The sequence below is a fragment of the Streptomyces sp. SirexAA-E genome (genome assembly GCF_000177195.2).
Lineage (GTDB): Bacteria > Actinomycetota > Actinomycetes > Streptomycetales > Streptomycetaceae > Streptomyces > Streptomyces flavovirens.
In genome coordinates, this window is the sequence record NC_015953.1 from 1730043 (window position 1) to 1748488 (window position 18446).

Sequence of the window (18446 nt, forward strand, 5' to 3'; positions counted from 1 at the left end):
GGGGTGGTCATGACCAGGGGAGAGCCGATCCGGGCAACTCGTACTAAGCGTGCACTTACTGGACGGCCGGGAAGTGCGGTGCGAGGATGCGCGCACACCTGCCCAGTCCACCGGTTGGAAGGAGCCTTGACGATGCAGGGCGACCCCGAGGTCCTCGAGTTCCTGAACGAACAGCTGACCGCCGAATTGACTGCCATCAATCAGTACTTCCTGCACGCGAAGATGCAGGATCACCGCGGCTGGACCAAGCTCGCCAAACACACCCGGGCCGAGTCGTTCGACGAGATGAAGCACGCGGAGATCCTGACCGACCGGATCCTGCTGCTGGACGGCCTGCCCAACTATCAGCGGCTGTTCCACGTGCGGGTGGGCCAGACCGTCACGGAGATGTTCCAGGCCGACCGGCAGGTCGAGGTCGAGGCGATCGACCGACTGCGGCGCGGTGTCGATCTGATGCGCGCCAAGAGCGACATCACGTCCGCCAACATCTTCGAACGGATCCTGGAGGACGAGGAGCACCACATCGACTATCTCGACACCCAGCTGGAGCTGATCGAGAAGCTCGGGGAGCCGCTCTACCTCGCCCAGGTCATCGAGCAGGTCGAGCTCTGATCCACGGGCCCGGAGGCCTCAGGCGGCGTCCGGGAGCTCCGTGACGGCGGACGCGGCGGCCGGCCGTGAGCGGTCGGCGAGGACGTCGCGGCGCGGGCACTCACCCCGGCCGAGCAGGGCCTGGATACGGCGGACACAGCCACCGCAGTCGGTGCCGGCCTTGCAGGCGGAGGCGATCTGGCGGGGGGTGCACGCACCGGCGTCCGCATGCTGCTTGACCTGCTGCTCGGTGATGCCGAAGCAGGAGCAGACGTACATGCGGTTCACCTCCCGAGGGGTCCGGTCGCTGCGCCGTCCCGAAGTTTCGGTGAGGCTAACCTAACCTTACCCGCCGCCCCTGGCGTGTAAAGCCCGGTACGGACTGTGGGGCACGGATCACATGGATCCGTGCCCCACAGGTGCGCCCAGGGTGTTCCCCTACTGGTCGCGGTACATCTCGGCGACCAGGAAGGCCAGGTCCAGGGACTGGCTGCGGTTGAGACGCGGGTCGCAGGCGGTCTCGTAGCGCTGGTGCAGGTCGTCCACGAAGATCTCGTCGCCGCCGCCGACGCACTCGGTCACGTCGTCGCCGGTGAGCTCGACGTGGATGCCGCCCGGGTGCGTACCGAGGGCCTTGTGGACCTCGAAGAAGCCCTTGACCTCGTCCAGGACGTCGTCGAAGCGGCGCGTCTTGTGGCCGGAGGCGGCCTCGAAGGTGTTGCCGTGCATCGGGTCGGTGACCCACACGACGGCGGCACCGGACGCGGTGACCTTCTCGACCAGCTCGGGGAGCTTGTCGCGGACCTTGTCGGCGCCCATGCGGACGATGAAGGTCAGCCGTCCGGGCTCACGGTCGGGGTCGAGGCGGTCGATGTAGCCGAGCGCCTCGTCGACGGTGGTCGTCGGGCCGAGCTTGACGCCGATGGGGTTGCGGATCTTCGACGCGAACTCGATGTGCGCGCCGTCCATCTGGCGGGTGCGCTCACCGACCCAGACCATGTGGCCGGAGGTGTCGTACAGCAGGTCGGTGCGCGAGTCGGTGCGGGTGAGCGCCGACTCGTAGTCGAGCAGCAGCGCCTCGTGGGAGGCGTAGAACTCGACGGCCTTGAACTCGGCCGGGTCCGTGCCGCAGGCCTTCATGAAGTTGAGCGCGTTGTCGATCTCGCGGGCCAGGGCCTCGTAACGCTGCCCGGACGGCGAGGACTTCACGAAGTCCTGGTTCCAGGCGTGCACCTGGCGCAGGTCGGCGTACCCGCCGGTGGTGAAGGCGCGGACGAGGTTCAGCGTCGAGGCGGACGCGTGGTACATCTGCTTCAGCCGCTGGGGGTCCGGGATCCGGGCCTCCTCGGTGAAGGCGAAGCCGTTCACCGAGTCGCCGCGGTAGGTCGGCAGCGTCACGCCGTCGCGGGTCTCGGTCGGCTTGGAGCGCGGCTTGGAGTACTGCCCCGCGATCCGCCCGATCTTGACGACGGGCACGGAGGCCGCGTAGGTCAGGACGGCGCTCATCTGGAGCAGCGTCTTGAGCTTGGCGCGGATGTGCTCGGCCGACACGGCGTCGAAGGCCTCGGCGCAGTCGCCCCCCTGCAGCAGGAACGCCTCGCCCTTGGCGACGGCTCCCAGGCGGGCGCGCAGCTGGTCGCACTCGCCCGCGAAGACGAGCGGCGGATACGACTCGAGGTCCGCGATCACATCGCGCAGGGCCTCGGCATCGGGGTACTCGGGCTGCTGCGCCGCGGGAAGGTCTCGCCAGGTGTGGCCACCGGCGACGGAGGTATTGGCGTTCACGGTCACCTCCCCCACATTACGGGGTCGCGGAGGGCGTCCATCCGGACGCTCAGCAAATGAGACACCCGTCTCGTCCGGAGCGGTCCGTGGGCTATGCTTCGCCGCATGTTCGCGCAGACGACCCAGAACTGGTGGTGGACCGCTCATCCGGCGGCCCGCTGACAATCGCGCGTACAGACTTCGCGAAGGCCGCCCGAGGGGCGGCCTTCTCCGCGTTTCGGAGCCGAGAGCCGTTCCTCCCCCAGGAAGGAACTCTCCATGCCCGACCGCGCCACCGCCCTCGTGCAGAGACTGCTGCGGGACGACGCCCCTCCGTTCGCGCTGCTCCGCAGGCGTACGCCCGGCCGGGACCACGACACTGTCGAGGTCCTGACCGGGCCCGTGCGCGAGGTGGACCGGCTCGCGGCGATCCCGGTCGGCGAGCTGCCCTCGCTGGCCCTGGTGCCGTTCCGGCAGATCGCCGAGCGCGGCTTCGACGTACGCGACGACGGGACCCCGCTGGCGGTGCTGAGCGCCGAGGATTCCTGCGAACTCCCCCTGGACGAGGTGCTGGCGGCGCTGCCCGCGCATGCCGTACGGGTCGAGGACGGCGCCTTCGACGTCCCCGACGAGGAGTACGCGGACATCGTGCGGCGCGTCGTCGAGGACGAGATCGGCCGGGGTGAGGGCGCGAACTTCGTGGTGCGGCGGACCTTCGGGGGCGGGATCCCCGGCTTCGGACGGGCCGACGCCCTGGCGCTGTTCCGCCGGCTGCTGGCCGGTGAGCGGGGCGCGTACTGGACGTTCGTCGTGCACACCCCGGACCGCACCCTGGTCGGCGCCAGCCCGGAGGTCCATGTGCGGATGTCCGGCGGCACGGTCGTGATGAACCCGATCAGCGGGACCTACCGCTACCCGGAGAGCGGGCCGACCGCCGAAGGGCTGCTGGCCTTCCTCGCCGACCGCAAGGAGACGGAGGAGCTCTCCATGGTGGTCGACGAGGAGCTCAAGATGATGTGCACCGTCGGGGACATGGGCGGTGTGGTCGTCGGCCCCCGGCTCAAGGAGATGGCCCACCTCGCGCACACCGAGTACGAGCTGCGCGGGCGCTCCACGCTCGACGCGCGCGAGGTCCTGAAGGAGACCATGTTCGCGGCGACGGTCACGGGCTCCCCCGTCCAGAACGCCTGCCGGGTCATCGAGCGGTACGAGAGCGAGGGCCGCGGCTACTACGCGGGCGCCCTGGCGCTGCTGCGCCGGGAGCCCGGCGGGACGCAGAGCCTGGACTCGCCGATCCTGATCCGCACCGCGGACATCTCGCCCGCCGGCCGGCTGCGCGTGCCGGTGGGGGCGACCCTCGTGCGCCACTCGGACCCGGCGGGCGAGGTCGCCGAGACCCATGCCAAGGCCGCGGGTGTGCTGGCGGCGCTGGGGGTGCGGCCGGGCCGGCCCGAGGCGGAGGCCGACCGTCCCCGGCTGGCCTCCGATCCCCGGGTGCAGGCGGCGCTGGAGGACCGCCGGGGGGCGCTGGCGCCGTTCTGGCTGCGGATGCAGGAGCGCGCGGCACGGCCGGCCGGCCACGCGCTGGTGGTGGACGGCGAGGACACCTTCACCGCGATGCTGGCGCACCTGCTGCGGTCCTCGGGTCTCGTGGTCTCGGTGCGCCGTTACGACGAGCCCGGGCTGCGCGAGGTGGTGGCGGCGCACGAGGGGCCCGTCGTGCTGGGGCCGGGGCCCGGTGACCCGGGGAACACGGCCGACCCGAAGATGCGGTTGCTGCGGGGGCTCGCCGCCGGGCTGGTGCGCGACCACCGGCACGGGCTGCTGGGGGTGTGCCTGGGCCATGAGCTGATCGCGGCGGAGCTGGGACTGCCCGTCGTCCGCAAGGCGGCACCCCACCAGGGGGCGCAGACCCGTATCGAGCTGTTCGGCCGGCCGGAGACCGTCGGCTTCTACAACAGTTTCGCGGCGCACTGCGACGAGGCGGCGGCCGTCGAACTGGCGGCGCACGGCATCGAGGTGAGCCGGGAGGCGGCCTCCGGCGAACTGCACGCCCTGCGCGGGGAGGGCTTCGCCTCGGTGCAGTTCCACCCGGAGTCGGTGCTGACGCTCCGCGGCTCCGCGATCGTGACGGAGCTGCTGGCGGGGCTGCCGGTGGCGGGCTGAGGGCCCCGGGGGCCCCGGCGTCCCGGGGCCCTCACACGGCGGGGACGAGGACGTTCTCGCTGCGGGTGCCCGCCAGGTAGTCGGTGACGTTGCGCACGGTGGCGTCGATGATCTGACCGACGGCCTCGCGGGTGTAGTACGCCTGGTGGGAGGTGACGATGACGTTCGGGAAGGTGATGAGCCGGGCCAGGGTGTCGTCGTCGATGCCCTCGATCGACTTGTCGACGTAGAAGAGACCGGCCTCCGCCTCGTAGACGTCGAGCCCGACCCCCGAGAACCGGCCGCGGCGGAGTTCGGCGACGAGCGCGGTGGTGTCGACGAGTCCACCGCGGCTGGAGTTGACGAGGATCGCGTCGTCCTTCATCGCCGCGAGGGCGGTGGCGTCGACGAGGTGCTGGGTGGCGGGCAGCAGCGGGACGTGGAGGCTGATCAGGTCGGACTCGGCGAAGAGCCGCTCCTTGTCGACGTACGTCATCCCGAGCGCGGTGCAGGCGGGGTTCTCGGTGACGTCCCAGCCCAGGAGTTCCATGCCGAAGCCGTGGGCGATCCGGGCGAACGCCTCACCGATCTTGCCGGTGCCGAGGACCCCGGCCGTGCGGCCGTGCAGGTCGCGGCCGAGGAGCCCGTCGAGGCGGAAGTCGAAGTCGCGGGTGCGGCTGACGGCGCGCACGATGCGGCGGTTGACGGCCATGGCGAGGGTCCAGGCGAACTCGGCGACCGACTGGGGCGAGTAGTGCGAGACCCGGGCGACCCGCAGACCGAGGCGCTCGGCGACGCCCAGGTCGATGTTGTTGAAGCCGGTGGAGCGCTGGGCGATCATCCGGGTGCCGCCCGCGGCCAGGGCCCGCAGGACGGGTCCGCCGAGGTCCGCGTTGACGCTGGTGGACACGATCTCGTAGCCCTGGGCGATCGGGGCGGTGTCCTCGGTGAGGAAGACGTCCAGGCAGCGGACCTCGTGCCGCCCCTCGAAGGCCTTCTCGATCAGCGGCTTCTCGTCGGACTGGACACCGAAGGCGAGGATCTCCACGACAGCTCCCGGGTCGGGGGGTACGGGCTCTGGCGAATATACGGCCCCGTACCCCGGATCCACGGGGCGCGGGGCCGCCCGGCGCGGCCGGTCAGGCGCCGTCGAGGCCGGTCTCGATCGCGTACCGCACGAGCTCCACCCGGTTGTGCAGCTGGAGCTTGCCCAGGGTGTTCTGGACGTGGTTCTGCACGGTGCGGTGGGAGATGACCAGCCGCTCGGCGATCTGCTTGTACGAGAGTCCCTTGGCGACCAGCCGCAGGACCTCGGTCTCGCGCTCGGTGAGCTGCGGGGCCTTCGGTTCGTCGGAGGCCGCCGGGGCCGGATCGGAGGCGAGCCTGCGGTACTCGCCGAGGACGAGCCCGGCGAGGCCGGGTGTGAAGACCGGATCGCCGGCCGCCGTGGCGCGTACCGCGTCGGTGAGCTCCTGGGTGCTGGCCGACTTGAGCAGGTAGCCGGTGGCGCCCGACTTCACGGCCTCCAGCACATCGGCGTGCTCCCCGCTGGCCGAGAGCACCAGGACCCGCAGCGCCGGGTGGGACCCGACGAGTTCCTTGCAGACCTGGACGCCCGGCATCCCGGGCAGGTTGAGGTCGAGGACGAGGACGTCGGGGACGGCGGCCCGGGCACGGCGTACGGCGCCCGGGCCGTCCCCGGCCGTGGCCACGACGTCGAAGCCGGACTCGGACAGATCGCGGGCCACGGCGTCGCGCCACATGGGGTGGTCGTCGACGACCATCACCCTGATGGGTCGCTCTGTGGATTCCCGCGCGTGCGGTGTGCTCGGTGTGGTCATCGGACCGTTCCCGCCTTCCCCCGTGAAACCTTCGGTACCTTCAACTCGACCTCGGTGCCCTGGCCGGGCACCGAGATCAGCTCCGCCGTGCCGCCCAGGTCGCGCAGCCGGCCGCGGATGGACAGGGCGACGCCGAGCCGCCCCTCCCCCTCCGCCTGGTCGAGCCGGCCCTCCGGGATGCCCGGTCCGTCGTCCCGGACCGTCACGATCACCTCGTCGGGCTCGTCCTCGACCAGGATCCACGCCCGCGCGCCGGCTCCGGCGTGGGCCCGGACGTTGTCCAGGGCCGCGCTCACCGCGGCGGCCAGCTCACGTGCCGCCCCGGGGGCCACCAGCACCGGGGCACCGGGTTCGGCGAAGCTGACCCGGGCGCCCGCGTGCGGGGCGAGCAGCGTGCGCAGATCGGCCCGCGCGGGCTCCGGGTCCTCCGCCTCGTCGGGGCCCGGGAGGCGGACGACCGCGCCCTCGCCGGCGTCCTCGGAGACCCGGACGCCGGGCACCAGGCCGCTGGAGACCAGGGTGCGCAGGGCGATCTCCTGTTCCCCCGCCATCCGGCCGAGCTCCGCCGCCTCGCCGCCGAGCGCGGTGCCCCGGCGCTGGACCATCGCGAGGACCTGGAGGACGCTGTCGTGGATGTCGCGGGCGAGGCGTTCCCGTTCGCGGGTGGCGGCCTCGATCTCCAGGGCGCGGGCCAGGGTGCGTTCACTGGCGCGGGCGACCTCGACGACGTAGCCGATCGCTATGGACGCGACCCAGACCAGCAGGACGTTGTGGATCGTGTCCCGGCTGGGCTCGCCGCGCTCGACGATGTTGGCGGCGGCGACGAGGGTCGAGGCGAAGGCCGCCCACCGCCAGCCGCCCTTCAGCGCGAAGGCGAGCACCGCGCCGGCGGTCCAGATCGACGGCAGGGTGGTGCCGTCCTCCTGCTGGGCCTGGAAGTCGGCGAGCGGGGTGAGGAGGATCCCGGCCAGGGCGACCGCGAGGTCGATGCCCAGGAAGCGCTTGGTGCAGCTCGCCGCGTTGGCGACCCGGGGCAGGGTGGCCAGTGTCCACACGGCGAGGACCGCGAGGAAGGCGACGGCCACCCAGAGACGTTCGTACTGGTCCCGGCGCAGGCACGCGAGCAGCACGGCGTAGACCAGCGTCAGGACGCGGTACGCGGTCAGCGCCCGCCACAGCGGCTGCTCGACCGACATCCGCACGACCCGTTCACCCCTGGCCATGTCCTCCCCCGTCTTCCCGCCGGGACGGCGGACGGCGTGGTCACCCGCCGGTCCGTTCCGTCCCCTTCTTCGCCTCGTCCGCCTTCTGCTTCGCCTCGTCGGCCTTCCGCTTCGCCTCGTCGGCGATCTGCCGCTTGGCGGCGGTCGCGTAGATGTCCACGTACTCCTGGCCGGAGAGCTTCATGATCTCGTACATCACCTCGTCGGTGACCGAGCGCAGGATGAACCGGTCGCCGTCCATGCCCTGGTAGCGGCTGAAGTCCAGCGGCTTGCCGATCCGGATCCCCGGGCGCATCAGCTTGGGCATCACCTGGCCGGGCGGCTGGATCTTCTCCGTGTCGATCATCGCGACGGGGATGACGGGTGCGCCGGTGGCGAGCGCCACCCGGGCCAGTCCGCCGGGTTTGCCCCGGTAGAGCCGTCCGTCGGGCGACCGGGTGCCCTCCGGGTAGATGCCGAAGAGCCCGCCGCTCTCGACGACCTGTATCCCGGCCTTGATCGCGGCCTCCCCCGCGCCGCGGCCGCCGGAGCGGTCCACCGGGAGCTGGCCGACGCCCTTGAAGAAGGCGGCGGTGAGCTTGCCCTTCACCCCGGGGGCGGTGAAGTACTCGGCCTTGGCGATGAAGATCACCTTGCGGTCGAGGACGGCCGGCAGGAAGAACGAGTCGGAGAAGGAGAGGTGGTTGCTCGCGAGGATCGCCGGTCCTCGGACGGGGATGTTCTCCAGTCCCTCCACCCACGGCCGGAAGGCGAGCTTCAGGGAGCCGCCGATGGAGAACTTCATCGCGCCGTAGATCAACTCGGGTGCCTCCTGTGTGCTGTCGGTCAGACCTTAGCCTGTGGACCTGTCCTCCTCCTGCCCCGCTCCGGGCCATGTCCCGCCTTCCGGTCCGGCCTCCCTCCGCCGCCGCCCGAAGGTCCGTCCCCGGGCGGCCGGCCCGGGTGCGGCCGCTGTGACGGTGACGGCCCTGGTCGGTGTCGGTCCGGTCGCGTACGGTGAGGGCATCCTTCCGCACTCCTCCCGCACGTCCCCGCCACGCTCACGAACAGGAGACCCCTGGTGCCGGTCCTCCCCGGAGCCGAGCCGTTCCGCCACGAGGGCGGAGAGGTCGGCGTCCTCCTCTGTCACGGATTCACCGGTTCACCGCAGTCGCTGCGCCCCTGGGCCGAGTACCTGGCCGAGCGCGGCCTGACCGTGTCGCTCCCGCTGCTGCCCGGTCACGGCACGCGCTGGCAGGACATGGCGGTCACCGGCTGGCAGGACTGGTACGCGGAGGTGGACCGGGAGCTGCGGGCGCTGCGGGACCGCTGCGCCCAGGTCTTCGTCTTCGGCCTGTCGATGGGCGGGGCGCTGGCGCTGCGCCTGGCCGCCAAGCACGGGGACACCGTCTCCGGCCTGGTGCTGGTCAACCCGGCGAACAAGGTGCACGGCCTGTCGGCGTACGCCCTGCCTCTCGCCCGGCACCTGGTGCGGACGACGAAGGGGCTGGCGAACGACATCGCCCTGGAGAACTCCGACGAGATCGGCTACGACCGGGTGCCACTGCACGCGGCGCACTCCCTGCGGACGTTCTTCCGGCTGGTGGACGGCGAACTGCCGCAGGTCATCCAGCCGCTGGTGCTGCTGCACAGCCCGCAGGACCACGTCGTGCCGCCGGCCGACTCGGCGCGGATCCTGAGCCGGGTGTCCTCGACGGACGTCGAGGAGATCCTCCTGGAACAGAGCTACCACGTCGCGACGTTGGACCACGATGCGGAGCGGATCTTCGGCGAGAGCTACCGGTTCATCGGCCGCCTCGCACCCAGCGTCGGCAAGAAGGGGAGCACGTCCGGTGGCTGAGCACGACGCGGAACGCACGGGCAGCGACGAGGAGCGCGAGCCGCGCCCCACGGAGGGCACGGCCGCCGTTCCCGAAGGCACGGAGGAGGTCGCACCGCTGGACGAGGCGGCGGCCTGGGAGGCGATCGTCGCGGGATACGGCGAGGAGCCGCCCGACCCGCCGGGCGCCAAGCCGTTCAAGTCGGTCGAGGCCCTGGCGCGGCTGGAGGACGACCAGCTGAACACCTTGCCGGACGCCGAGCCCGGCCAGGGTGACGCCCCGGAGAAGGGTGCCGACGGCAAGCCGGCGGGCGGGCCGCCGGAGAAGAAGCTGGGCGGTTCGGTCGTCTTCGCCCCGGGGGTGGCGGGTCCGCGCGACTACCGGGTGGCCGAGCCGCAGGACGGCGACATCGACGATCCGGACGACGGCGAGGAGGGGCACTTCGTCCCGCCGGAGCCGCCGCCGCTGCCGGAGGCCGACGTCACGGCGAAGTTCGCGTGGCTCGCGGTCGTCGGCGGACCGGTGCTGATGCTGGTCGCGGTGCTGCTCCAGTGGGAGATGACGTGGTGGCTCACCACGCTGAGCATCGGCGGCTTCCTCGGCGGCTTCGTCACGCTGGTGGCGCGCATGCCGCACGACGACGAGGAGGACGACGACCCGGGACGCGGCGCGGTCGTCTGACCGGGCGGCGGCGCGGTCGTCCGACCGGGTCTCGGGAGCGGATCAGGCCCCGGCGGGCACCCGGAGGGCGGCCAGGACGGGCAGGTGGTCCGTGGCCGCCCGCAGATCGGCGCCGGTGACACCGGGCAGCCCCGCCGGGACGCCGCAGCCGAGCACCTCGACCCCGCCGGTCGCGAACACCGCGTCGATCCGCTTCACCGGTTCCGGCGCCGGGAAGGTGGGCTCGCCGCCCCAGGGGCGTACGGTCCGGCAGTCCTGGAGCCGCCCGGCCAGTCGCCGGAAGGCCGGCCCGTCCGGGACGTCGTTGAGGTCTCCGCCCACCACCGCGTGCGGGACCTCCAGGGCGTCCAGGTGGTCCAGCAGCAGTCCGGCCTGGGTCCGCCGCTCCTCGCGCTCCAGGCTCAGATGGCAGCTCACCACGCCGAGCCGCGCCCCGGCGATCCGGACGACGGCCGTGGCCAGCCCGCGCCGGTGCAGTCCCGGGGTGCGGGGCAGCAGGACGTCCTCGGTGCGCTCGACCGTGGCCCGCAGGGAGCAGAGCAGCATCGGCCCGGCCGCGGTGGCGCCGCCCGCGAGCATCACGAGGTCGGTCCGGGCGGCGAGCCGGGCGGCCGCCTTGCGCCAGCGGAAGAAGCGCGGGGCCTCCTGGAGGCACACCAGATCGGGCGCACAGGCGCGGATGACACGCGCCAGCGCCTCGGTGTCGTCGCGCAGCGAGCGGACGTTGTAGCTGAGCACCCGGACGAGGGCCGAACCGTCCGGCTCGGTACGGGAGTCGGGCAGCGGTGTCGGCGGGGTGACCATGCGGTGCACGATACGTCCGACGCCCGCCGCACCCCGGGAGGGCGCGACGGGCGTCAAAGGAGGAACGGGCAGCCGTCAGCCCTGGCGGGCCAGGTCGGCGGCGCCCACCAGACCCGCCTTACCGCCCAGTTGGGCGGCGAGGACCTGGGCGTGCGGGCGCCATTCGCCACCGATCAGCCAGCGCCGGAACGACTTGCGGATCGGGTCGAGGACCAGTTCGCCCTCGTCGGAGACGCCGCCGCCGACGATGAAGGCCGACGGGTCGAAGAGCGAGGCGAGGTCGGCCAGTCCGGCTCCGGCCCAGCGGGCCAGCTCACGGAACGAGTCGACGGCGACGGGGCAGCCCTGCCGGGCGGCCTCGCTGATGTGCTTGCCCTCGATGCCCTCCACCGTGCCGTCGCCGAGTCCCAGCAGGATCGGGGCGTTCTCCGGGGTGGCGTTGGCGCGCTGCTTGGCGTACCGGACGAGAGCGCGCCCGGAGGCGTACTGCTCCCAGCAGCCCTGGCTGCCGCAGCCGCACAGCAGTCCGTCCGGGACGACCCGGATGTGGCCGAATTCCGCTGCCACACCGAAGCGTCCGCGGCGCAGCTTGTTGCCGATGATGATGCCGCCGCCCAGGCCGGTGCCGAGCGTGATGCAGATGACGTCGTCGTGGCCCTGGCCGGCACCGAAGCGGTATTCGCCCCAGGCCGCCGCGTTGGCGTCGTTCTCGACGACGACGGGGAGGCCGGTGCGCTGTTCGACCTTGTCCTTCAGCGGCTCGTGCCGCCAGTTGATGTTCGGGGCGAACAGCACGGTGGCGCGCTTGTCGTCGACGTATCCGGCCGCGCCGATGCCGACGGCTTCGACGTCGTGCCCCTCGCTCGCTCCGGCCACGGCCGAGCTGATCGCGTCGACGATGCCTTCGGCCGTCGGCGGGGTCGGTACCTTGAACGTCGAGAGGATCTGGCCCTCTTCGTCGACCACTCCAGCCGCGATCTTCGTGCCGCCGATATCGACGCCGATGGTGAGTCCCATGAATCCCTCAGTTTCGGTCGAGCCCCGCTAGGGCCAACCGTACCCGAGCCGGGGACGGGTATTTCCTGCCCCGGGTCAGTCCAGGTCGATATGTTCGCTACCGCCGGGGCCCTCGTCACGCGGGTCCGAGGGGTCCTGCGCGGCCTTCCCGGCGGGCCCGGTCGGGTCCGGAGCGGCGCCGGAGGCGTCCCGGGCGGGCCGGGTGGTGCCGGAGGCGCCCTCGGTGCCCTGGGTCCAGCGGCCTTCCTGGCCCTCGACGGCGGAGCGGTAGGCGGCCAGGAGCTCGTTGCCCGCGGCGGCGAGGTGGTCGAAGACGCCGGGGTTGCGCTCGATGACGGGTCCGACCGCGGACTTCGCCTGCCGGATGACCTGCTGGACGGTTCCCTGGGCGGCCGCTCCGAGCAGCGGCGACCGGAGGGAGGAGACCTTGTCGGCGACGGCGTCGAACAGCTTGCGCAGTTCCTCGGCGGCCGATCCGGGCGGCGGCCCGTACTCGGCCCTGCGGCGGGCCTTCTCGGCTTCCAGGTCCTCGGCGCAGGCCTGTGCCCACGCGTCGTCGTCGGCGGGACGATCGGTGGCTTCACTCATGGCGGACTCCTGCGACGCGGTTGCCTGCGACGGCCCTGCGGGCCCCGTACCACCGACGGTACCCGAACGGTGGTGACGGGTTCACCGTGTCCGGGGCCAGAGGCCGGGGTCCGGGACGAACCGGACACGCAGCACCCCGTCGGTCAGGGCGGCCCCGGCGACGGTGCACCGGCGCAGCGCGGACTCCAGGCGCAGGACGCGGTGGAACTCGCCCGCGGTCAGAAGCAGTTCGTCACCCCGCCGGACGAGCCGGAGGTTCTCCTTGACGGCACCGGGCAGCGGCAGGCACCAGGTCAGGACGCCCTCGTCGCCCGGCTCCCCTCGGGTGTCCTCCGTCCACCACGGGTCATCGGCGGGCCCGGGTGTCCGCTCGTCGGGTGCGCAGTCCGCGCCCAGCAGGCCGAGGTCCTCGGGGGTGCGGGGGTCGCGCCCCAGGTGGGGGACCTCGGTCAGCGGTGCGGGGCCCTGGCGCCAGTGGTCCAGGCACTTGTCCTGCCGGGCCGCGAGGTCGGCGAACCAGGGGTCGGCCGAGTGCCGGGGCAGCAGCCGGTTGGCCACGAGGGTGTCGACGCGCAGCCCGTGCAGGGCGAGCCCGGTGCGGGCGCGGCCGAGGGCGTCCTCGGCGGCGGGCCCGGGCTCGGCGACCAGCCGTACCGTCGTCGCGCGGTCCCGGAGGAGGGCTTCGACGGCGGCGAGTTCGGTGTCCTTGCGGGCGGCGGCCTCGTACAGCCACTGCGCGGGCATGGGGACGCCGGCGATCTGGGCGAGCATCGGGCGCAGCGCGCGGGCGGCCTGGCGTTCGGGGGGCAGCAGCCGGCGCAGGTAGCGGCGCAGCTGGCCGGGCAGGGCGAGCAGGGCGAGGGCGTCGGCCAGCGGCGGCAGGTCGACGACGAGGACGTCGTACTCCGTGGCCCGGTCCCCGGCCGCCGCCCGGTGCAGGGTGTGCAGAAGGGCGAGCTGTCCGCTGCCCGGCAGCTCGGTGAGCTCCTCGGCGTCCAGCCGGTTGGCGCCGAGGAGGTCGAGCACTCCGGACGCGCGGTCCTGGAGGGCGACGAGTTCGGCGCGGAAGTGCGCGGCGGAGTCGGTGCGGACGTGGTGCAGTCCGTCGACGGTCTCGGCCGGCGCCGGGCCGCCGGGGTCGGGCAGTCCGGGGACCGGGTCGGTCGTGACCAGGAGCGTGCGCCGGCCGGCCCGGGCGGCGGCGAGGGCGCTCGCCGCGGCGAGCGTCGTACGGCCGGAGCCGCCGGGGCCCGTGACGAGGACCGTGCGCACCCGGTCAGGCCTTGGAGACGGACTCGACGCGCTTCTTCAGGCCGGCCAGGGCCCGGTCGATGATGACCTTCTCGGCCTTGCGCTTGATCATGCCGAGCAGCGGGATCTTGACGTCCACGGCGAGCCGGTAGGTGACCTCGGTGCGGTCGCCGTCGCCGAGGGGCGCCAGCGCGTAGCTGCCGTCGAGGGCGCGCAGCATCTGGGACTTGACGAGGGTCCAGTCGACCTCGTACTCGCTGTTCCAGGTGTAGGCGAGCACGTGGTCGTCCTTGATCGCCCCGGCGTCCAGCACGAGGCGGACCTGCTCGGCGCGGCCGAGGTCGTCGGTGGCCAGGATCTCGGCCTCCTTCACCTCTCCGGTCCACTCCGGATAACGGGCGAAGTCGGCGATCACGTCCATCACGTCGGCCGGTGCCGCCTCGATCGTGATGCTCGAGCTGGTGTGTTCAGCCATCGCCGTGGCCCTCCAGTGCGGTAATACCGGTCGCATTCGGCAGTGGCCTGCCGTGTGCAGGCTATCGCGTGCCCGCGGTGGCCCCGTCCACGCCCCGGCCCCCGCCCGGGGGTCCGGTCACCACTCCAGGACCCAGGGCCGCCCGGTGGACGCGAAGTGCCCGACGTTGACGCACTCGGTGGCCCCGATCCGCATCCGGCGCACCAGCGGCTGGTGGACGTGGCCGAACACCGCGTACCTGGGGCGGGTGCGGTGGATGGCGTCGAGCAGGGCACGGCTGCCGCGCTCGAAGCGGCGGGCCACCGTGTCGTACGTCAGCTCGGGCACCTCGGGCGGGATGTGCGAGCACAGGACGTCGACCGGGCCGAGCGCCTCGACCTTGGCGGCGTACTCCTCGTCGCTGATCTCGTACGGCGTGTTCATGGGCGTCCGGAGACCGCCGCCGACGAAGCCGAAGACACGGCCGCCGATCTCGACCCGCTCGCCGTCCAGCACCGTCGTACCGCGGCCGGCGTACTCGGGCCAGAGCGCGGGCACGTCGACGTTGCCGTAGGTGGCGTACGTGGGGGTGGGCATGGCGGCGAACATCTCGGCGTACTGCTTGCGTACGGCTCCCAGGATCGCCGCGTCGCGGTCGCGGCCGGCCCACAGCTCCCTGCCGAAGGCGCGCGCCTCCTCGAAGCGCCGGGCGGTGCGCAGCTCGACGATGCGGTCGGCGTTGGCCTCGCCGAACAGGTCGGGGAAGATGCCGCGCGAATGGTCGGCGTAGTCGAGGAAGAGCACCAGGTCACCGAGGCAGACCAGGGCGTCCGCGCCGTCGCCGGCGCGTGCCAGCGCCGCCGTGTTGCCGTGGACGTCGCTCACCACGTGTACGCGCGTCCGGCGGGTGGCGGTCGCGTCCCGGCCCTGCACTTCGCTGCCTCGCATGGAGATCACCCTAGGTCTCCTCGCCCCTACCGGGTAGGGCCCGCCGGACCTGCGGTTACTTCCGGGTCGTCACACCGGTGCACTACTGTGCGCCGAAGGGTGGTGGATATGTGTGATGCATAAGACATCTGGCCGGACCCCCCTATCCGGAACCGCGTACCGGTGGGTAACGTCCGGGCAGTCCAGTCGTGCTCACCCCACTGAGCACCTGCCAGTCTTGGACCGCTTCCGGTGCGTCACACAGAGCCGTGGAACCGGAGCCCGATGAGGAGCAGCAGTCTTGCGCGAGTTCAGCCTTCCGGCCCTGTACGAGGTCCCTACGGACGGCAACCTGACGGATCTCATCCGCCGCAACGCCGCTCAGCATCCCGACGTCGCGGTCATGAGCCGCAAGGTCGCCGGCGCGTGGACCGACGTCACGGCCACCCAGTTCCTCGCCGAGGTCTCGAACACGGCGAAAGGGCTGATCGCGGCGGGCATCGAGCCCGGCGACCGGGTCGCCCTGATGTCCCGTACCCGTTTCGAGTGGGTGCTGCTGGACTTCGCCATCTGGAGCGCGGGCGCGGTCACCGTGCCGGTCTACGAGACCAGCTCCCCCGAGCAGGTGCAGTGGATCCTCGGTGACTCGGGCGCGGTTGCGGCGCTCGTGGAGAGCGACACCCACGCCGCGTCCGTCACGGCCGTGCGCGACCGGCTGCCGGACCTGCGCCATCTGTGGCAGATCGACAAGGGCGCCGTCGGGGAACTCGCCGAGGGCGGTGCCGGGGTCTCCGACGAGACGCTGGACCTGCGGATGCGCAGCGCCAAGGCCGACGACCCGGCCACCCTCGTCTACACCTCGGGCACCACCGGACGCCCCAAGGGCTGTGTGCTGACCCACCGCAGCTTCTTCGCGGAGTGCGGGAACGTGGTCGAGCGGCTGAAGCCGCTCTTCCGTACCGGCGAGTGCTCCGTACTGCTCTTCCTGCCGACCGCCCACGTCTTCGGACGGCTGGTCGAGGTCGCCTCCGTGATGGCGCCGATCCGTCTGGGCTGTGTGCCGGACATCAAGAACCTCACGGACGAACTCGCCTCCTTCCGGCCGACGCTGATCCTCGGCGTGCCCCGGGTCTTCGAGAAGGTCTACAACTCGGCGCGGGCCAAGGCGCAGGCAGACGGCAAGGGCAAGATCTTCGACCGGGCCGCCGCCACGGCGATCGCGTACAGCCGGGCGCTGGGCACGCCGCAGGGCCCCTCGTTCGGGCTGCGGGTCAAGCACAAGGTGTTCGACAAGCTGGTCTTCGGCAAGCTGCGGGCCGTTCTCGGCGGCCGCGGCGAGTACGCGATCTCCGGCGGCGCGCCGCTGGGCGAGCGCCTCGGCCACTTCTTCCGGGGCATCGGCTTCACGGTGCTGGAGGGATACGGCCTCACCGAGAGCTGCGCCGCCACCGCCTTCAACCCCTGGGACCGGCAGAAGATCGGCACGGTCGGTCAGCCGCTGCCCGGCTCGGTCGTGCGGATCGCCGACGACGGCGAGGTCCTGCTGCACGGCGAGCACCTGTTCACCGGGTACTGGCAGAACGAGGCGGCGACGGCCGAGGCGCTGGCCGACGGCTGGTTCCACACGGGCGACATCGGGACGCTCGACGAGGACGGCTACCTGGCGATCACCGGCCGCAAGAAGGAGATCATCGTCACCGCGGGCGGCAAAAACGTCGCCCCGGCCGTCATCGAGGACCGCATCCGCGGGCACGCGTTGGTCGCCGAGTGCATGGTGGTCGGCGACGGACGGCCGTTCGTCGGCGCGCTGATCACCCTGGACGAGGAGTTCCTCTCCCGCTGGGCCGAGGAGAACGGCAAGCCCGCCGGTTCGACGGCGGTCTCGCTGCGCGAGGACGCAGATCTGCTGGCCGAGGTGCAGCGGGCCGTGGACGACGGCAACGCCGCGGTGTCCAAGGCGGAGTCGGTCCGCAAGTTCCGTATCCTGGCCAGTCAGTTCACCGAGGAGGCGGGCCACATCACGCCCTCGCTGAAGCTGAAGCGCAACGTGGTCGCGAAGGACTTCGCCGACGAGGTCGAGTCGATCTACCGCGCCTGAGTGCGCACGGGGAGCGCAGACCGCCGAGGGGCCCGCACGGTTGCCGTGCGGGCCCCTCGGCGTGGTCCTCGCTCATCCGCTCACAGCAGGGCCCGGAGCTTCTCCGCGAGCAGGTCCCAGCGCCACTTCTCCTCGACCCAGGCCCGGCCCCGCTCCCCCATCCGCCGGCGCAGCGCCGGGTCGCCGAGCAGGGTGACGATCCGGTCGGCGGTCTCCTCGGCCGATCCGCCGCGCACCACCCAGCCGGTCTCGCCGTCGAGCACCGCGTCGGGGGCGCCGCCTGAGTCGCCCGCCACCACGGGCAGCCCGGTCGCGGACGCCTCCAGGTACACGATGCCCAGGCCCTCCACGTCGAGCCCGCCGCGCCGGGTGCGGCAGGGCATGGCGAAGACGTCACCCGCGCCGTAGTGGGCGGGCAGCTCCTCCCAGGGCACCGCTCCGGTGAAGCGCACCGAGTCCTGGACCCCGGTCTCGGCGGCCAGCCGCTTCAGCCGCCCCGCGTAGGGGCCGCCGCCGACGACCAGCAGGACGGTGTCCGGCTCCCGCGCCAGGATCGCGGGCATGGCGAGGATCAGGGTGTCCTGGCCCTTGCGCGGGACGAGCCGCGACACGCAGACCACCACGGGCCGGTCGGTGAGCCCGAGCCGGGCCCTGACCTCGTCCCCGCCGGAGGCCGGGTGGAAGGTCTTCTCGTCGACCCCGGGCGGCAGCTGGACCATGCGGCCCGCGGCGGCCGGGGTGAGCGCGGCGGCGATCCGGGACCGGGTGTACTCGCCGAGGTAGGTGAGGGTGTCGGTGCCCTCGCCGATGCGCCCCAGCAGCTGCCGGGAGGCGGGCAGCTGGGCCCAGCCGGCCTCGTGCCCGTGGGTGGTCGCGACGATCCGGCGCGCCCCGGCCCGGCGCAGCGCGGGAGCCATCAGCCCGAGCGGGGCCGCCGCGCCGAACCACACCGAGCCGCAGCCGTGTTCGCGCAGCAGCCGGACCGCCTGGCGGGTCGCCCCCGGAGTGGGCAGCAGCATCGTGGTGCGGTCGCGCACGACGGTGAAGGGCTGCTCGGCGTCGAAGGCGGCGGTGGCCCGGGCGCCCTCGGCCCCGCGCTTCCAGGTGGAGGCGTACACGACGAGCTGTGCCGGGTCCAGCCGCAGCGCCATGTTGTGCAGGAACGCCTGGATGCCGCCGGGGCGGGGCGGGAAGTCGTTGGTGACGATCAGGGTCTTGTCCATCGCCGCCGACAGTACCGGG

At 72.5% G+C, this 18446-nt stretch carries 18 protein-coding genes; 5 read left to right on the forward strand and 13 right to left on the reverse strand.

Going from position 1 to position 18446, the window contains the following annotated elements; all coding sequences use genetic code 11:
* Nucleotides 1–132: 132 nt before the first annotated feature.
* Nucleotides 133–612 (forward strand): bacterioferritin, encoded by a 480-nt coding sequence (bfr, locus tag SACTE_RS07615; RefSeq protein WP_014045449.1) that lies wholly within the window; start codon nucleotides 133–135, stop codon nucleotides 610–612.
* An 18-nt stretch (nucleotides 613–630) separates the two neighbouring features.
* Here the strand turns inward: bfr and SACTE_RS07620 are convergent, their stop codons facing one another.
* Together SACTE_RS07620 and SACTE_RS07625 are read right to left on the reverse strand one after the other, a co-directional pair.
* On the reverse strand, nucleotides 631–870 hold the full coding sequence (locus tag SACTE_RS07620; protein WP_014045450.1) for a (2Fe-2S)-binding protein: 240 nt from the start codon (nucleotides 868–870) through the stop codon (nucleotides 631–633).
* Nucleotides 871–1029: 159 nt separating this feature from the next.
* A complete protein-coding gene (locus tag SACTE_RS07625) occupies nucleotides 1030–2376 on the reverse strand; it encodes a 3-deoxy-7-phosphoheptulonate synthase class II (protein ID WP_014045451.1) in 1347 nt (448 codons plus the stop codon).
* 258 nt (nucleotides 2377–2634) lie between these two features.
* Here SACTE_RS07625 and SACTE_RS07630 point away from each other — a divergent pair, with 258 nt between their 5' ends.
* Nucleotides 2635–4521: a phenazine-specific anthranilate synthase component I gene (locus tag SACTE_RS07630; RefSeq protein WP_014045452.1), complete on the forward strand. Its 1887-nt coding sequence runs from the start codon at nucleotides 2635–2637 to the stop codon at nucleotides 4519–4521.
* A 31-nt stretch (nucleotides 4522–4552) separates the two neighbouring features.
* Here SACTE_RS07630 and SACTE_RS07635 read toward each other — a convergent pair whose 3' ends face one another.
* From SACTE_RS07635 to SACTE_RS07650, 4 genes are all read right to left on the reverse strand, one after another.
* Nucleotides 4553–5548 (reverse strand): 2-hydroxyacid dehydrogenase, encoded by a 996-nt coding sequence (locus SACTE_RS07635; RefSeq protein ID WP_014045453.1) that lies wholly within the window; start codon nucleotides 5546–5548, stop codon nucleotides 4553–4555.
* Nucleotides 5549–5639: 91 nt separating this feature from the next.
* Nucleotides 5640–6341 (reverse strand): response regulator transcription factor, encoded by a 702-nt coding sequence (locus tag SACTE_RS07640; RefSeq protein ID WP_014045454.1) that lies wholly within the window; start codon nucleotides 6339–6341, stop codon nucleotides 5640–5642.
* Complete coding sequence (locus tag SACTE_RS07645) at nucleotides 6338–7564, reverse strand: DUF5931 domain-containing protein (RefSeq protein WP_014045455.1); 1227 nt, start codon at nucleotides 7562–7564, stop codon at nucleotides 6338–6340. The genes SACTE_RS07640 and SACTE_RS07645 overlap by 4 nt, the downstream gene beginning before the upstream one ends.
* Before the next feature lie 40 nt (nucleotides 7565–7604).
* Entirely contained in the window at nucleotides 7605–8363 is a 759-nt protein-coding gene (locus tag SACTE_RS07650) for a lysophospholipid acyltransferase family protein (RefSeq protein WP_014045456.1), read from the reverse strand.
* Between the two features lie 261 nt (nucleotides 8364–8624).
* Here SACTE_RS07650 and SACTE_RS07655 point away from each other — a divergent pair, with 261 nt between their 5' ends.
* Together SACTE_RS07655 and SACTE_RS07660 are read left to right on the forward strand one after the other, a co-directional pair.
* The gene (locus SACTE_RS07655; RefSeq protein WP_014045457.1) at nucleotides 8625–9404 is read left to right on the forward strand and encodes an alpha/beta fold hydrolase; all 780 of its coding nucleotides are present in this window, start codon (nucleotides 8625–8627) and stop codon (nucleotides 9402–9404) included.
* Nucleotides 9397–10065: a hypothetical protein gene (locus SACTE_RS07660; protein WP_014045458.1), complete on the forward strand. Its 669-nt coding sequence runs from the start codon at nucleotides 9397–9399 to the stop codon at nucleotides 10063–10065. The genes SACTE_RS07655 and SACTE_RS07660 overlap by 8 nt, the downstream gene beginning before the upstream one ends.
* Before the next feature lie 42 nt (nucleotides 10066–10107).
* Here SACTE_RS07660 and SACTE_RS07665 read toward each other — a convergent pair whose 3' ends face one another.
* The 6 genes from SACTE_RS07665 to SACTE_RS07690 form a co-directional block, all read right to left on the reverse strand.
* A complete protein-coding gene (locus SACTE_RS07665; protein ID WP_014045459.1) occupies nucleotides 10108–10869 on the reverse strand; it encodes an endonuclease/exonuclease/phosphatase family protein in 762 nt (253 codons plus the stop codon).
* 75 nt (nucleotides 10870–10944) lie between these two features.
* Nucleotides 10945–11886: an ROK family glucokinase gene (locus SACTE_RS07670; RefSeq protein WP_014045460.1), complete on the reverse strand. Its 942-nt coding sequence runs from the start codon at nucleotides 11884–11886 to the stop codon at nucleotides 10945–10947.
* Between the two features lie 75 nt (nucleotides 11887–11961).
* The gene (locus SACTE_RS07675) at nucleotides 11962–12474 is read right to left on the reverse strand and encodes a DUF5304 domain-containing protein (RefSeq protein ID WP_014045461.1); all 513 of its coding nucleotides are present in this window, start codon (nucleotides 12472–12474) and stop codon (nucleotides 11962–11964) included.
* An 81-nt stretch (nucleotides 12475–12555) separates the two neighbouring features.
* Entirely contained in the window at nucleotides 12556–13746 is a 1191-nt protein-coding gene (locus tag SACTE_RS07680; protein ID WP_014045462.1) for an ArsA-related P-loop ATPase, read from the reverse strand.
* Nucleotides 13747–13750: 4 nt separating this feature from the next.
* Nucleotides 13751–14200: an SRPBCC family protein gene (locus SACTE_RS07685; RefSeq protein WP_014045463.1), complete on the reverse strand. Its 450-nt coding sequence runs from the start codon at nucleotides 14198–14200 to the stop codon at nucleotides 13751–13753.
* A gap of 117 nt (nucleotides 14201–14317) precedes the next feature.
* Nucleotides 14318–15127, reverse strand: a complete 810-nt coding sequence (locus SACTE_RS07690) for a metallophosphoesterase (RefSeq protein ID WP_026359018.1) — start codon at nucleotides 15125–15127, stop codon at nucleotides 14318–14320.
* Between the two features lie 280 nt (nucleotides 15128–15407).
* On the opposite strand from SACTE_RS07690, the gene SACTE_RS07695 reads away from it, so the two are divergent.
* Nucleotides 15408–17204, forward strand: a complete 1797-nt coding sequence (locus SACTE_RS07695) for an AMP-dependent synthetase/ligase (protein ID WP_014045465.1) — start codon at nucleotides 15408–15410, stop codon at nucleotides 17202–17204.
* Nucleotides 17205–17284: 80 nt separating this feature from the next.
* Here the strand turns inward: SACTE_RS07695 and SACTE_RS07700 are convergent, their stop codons facing one another.
* Nucleotides 17285–18427 (reverse strand): glycosyltransferase family 4 protein, encoded by a 1143-nt coding sequence (locus tag SACTE_RS07700; RefSeq protein WP_014045466.1) that lies wholly within the window; start codon nucleotides 18425–18427, stop codon nucleotides 17285–17287.
* Nucleotides 18428–18446: the final 19 nt, after the last annotated feature.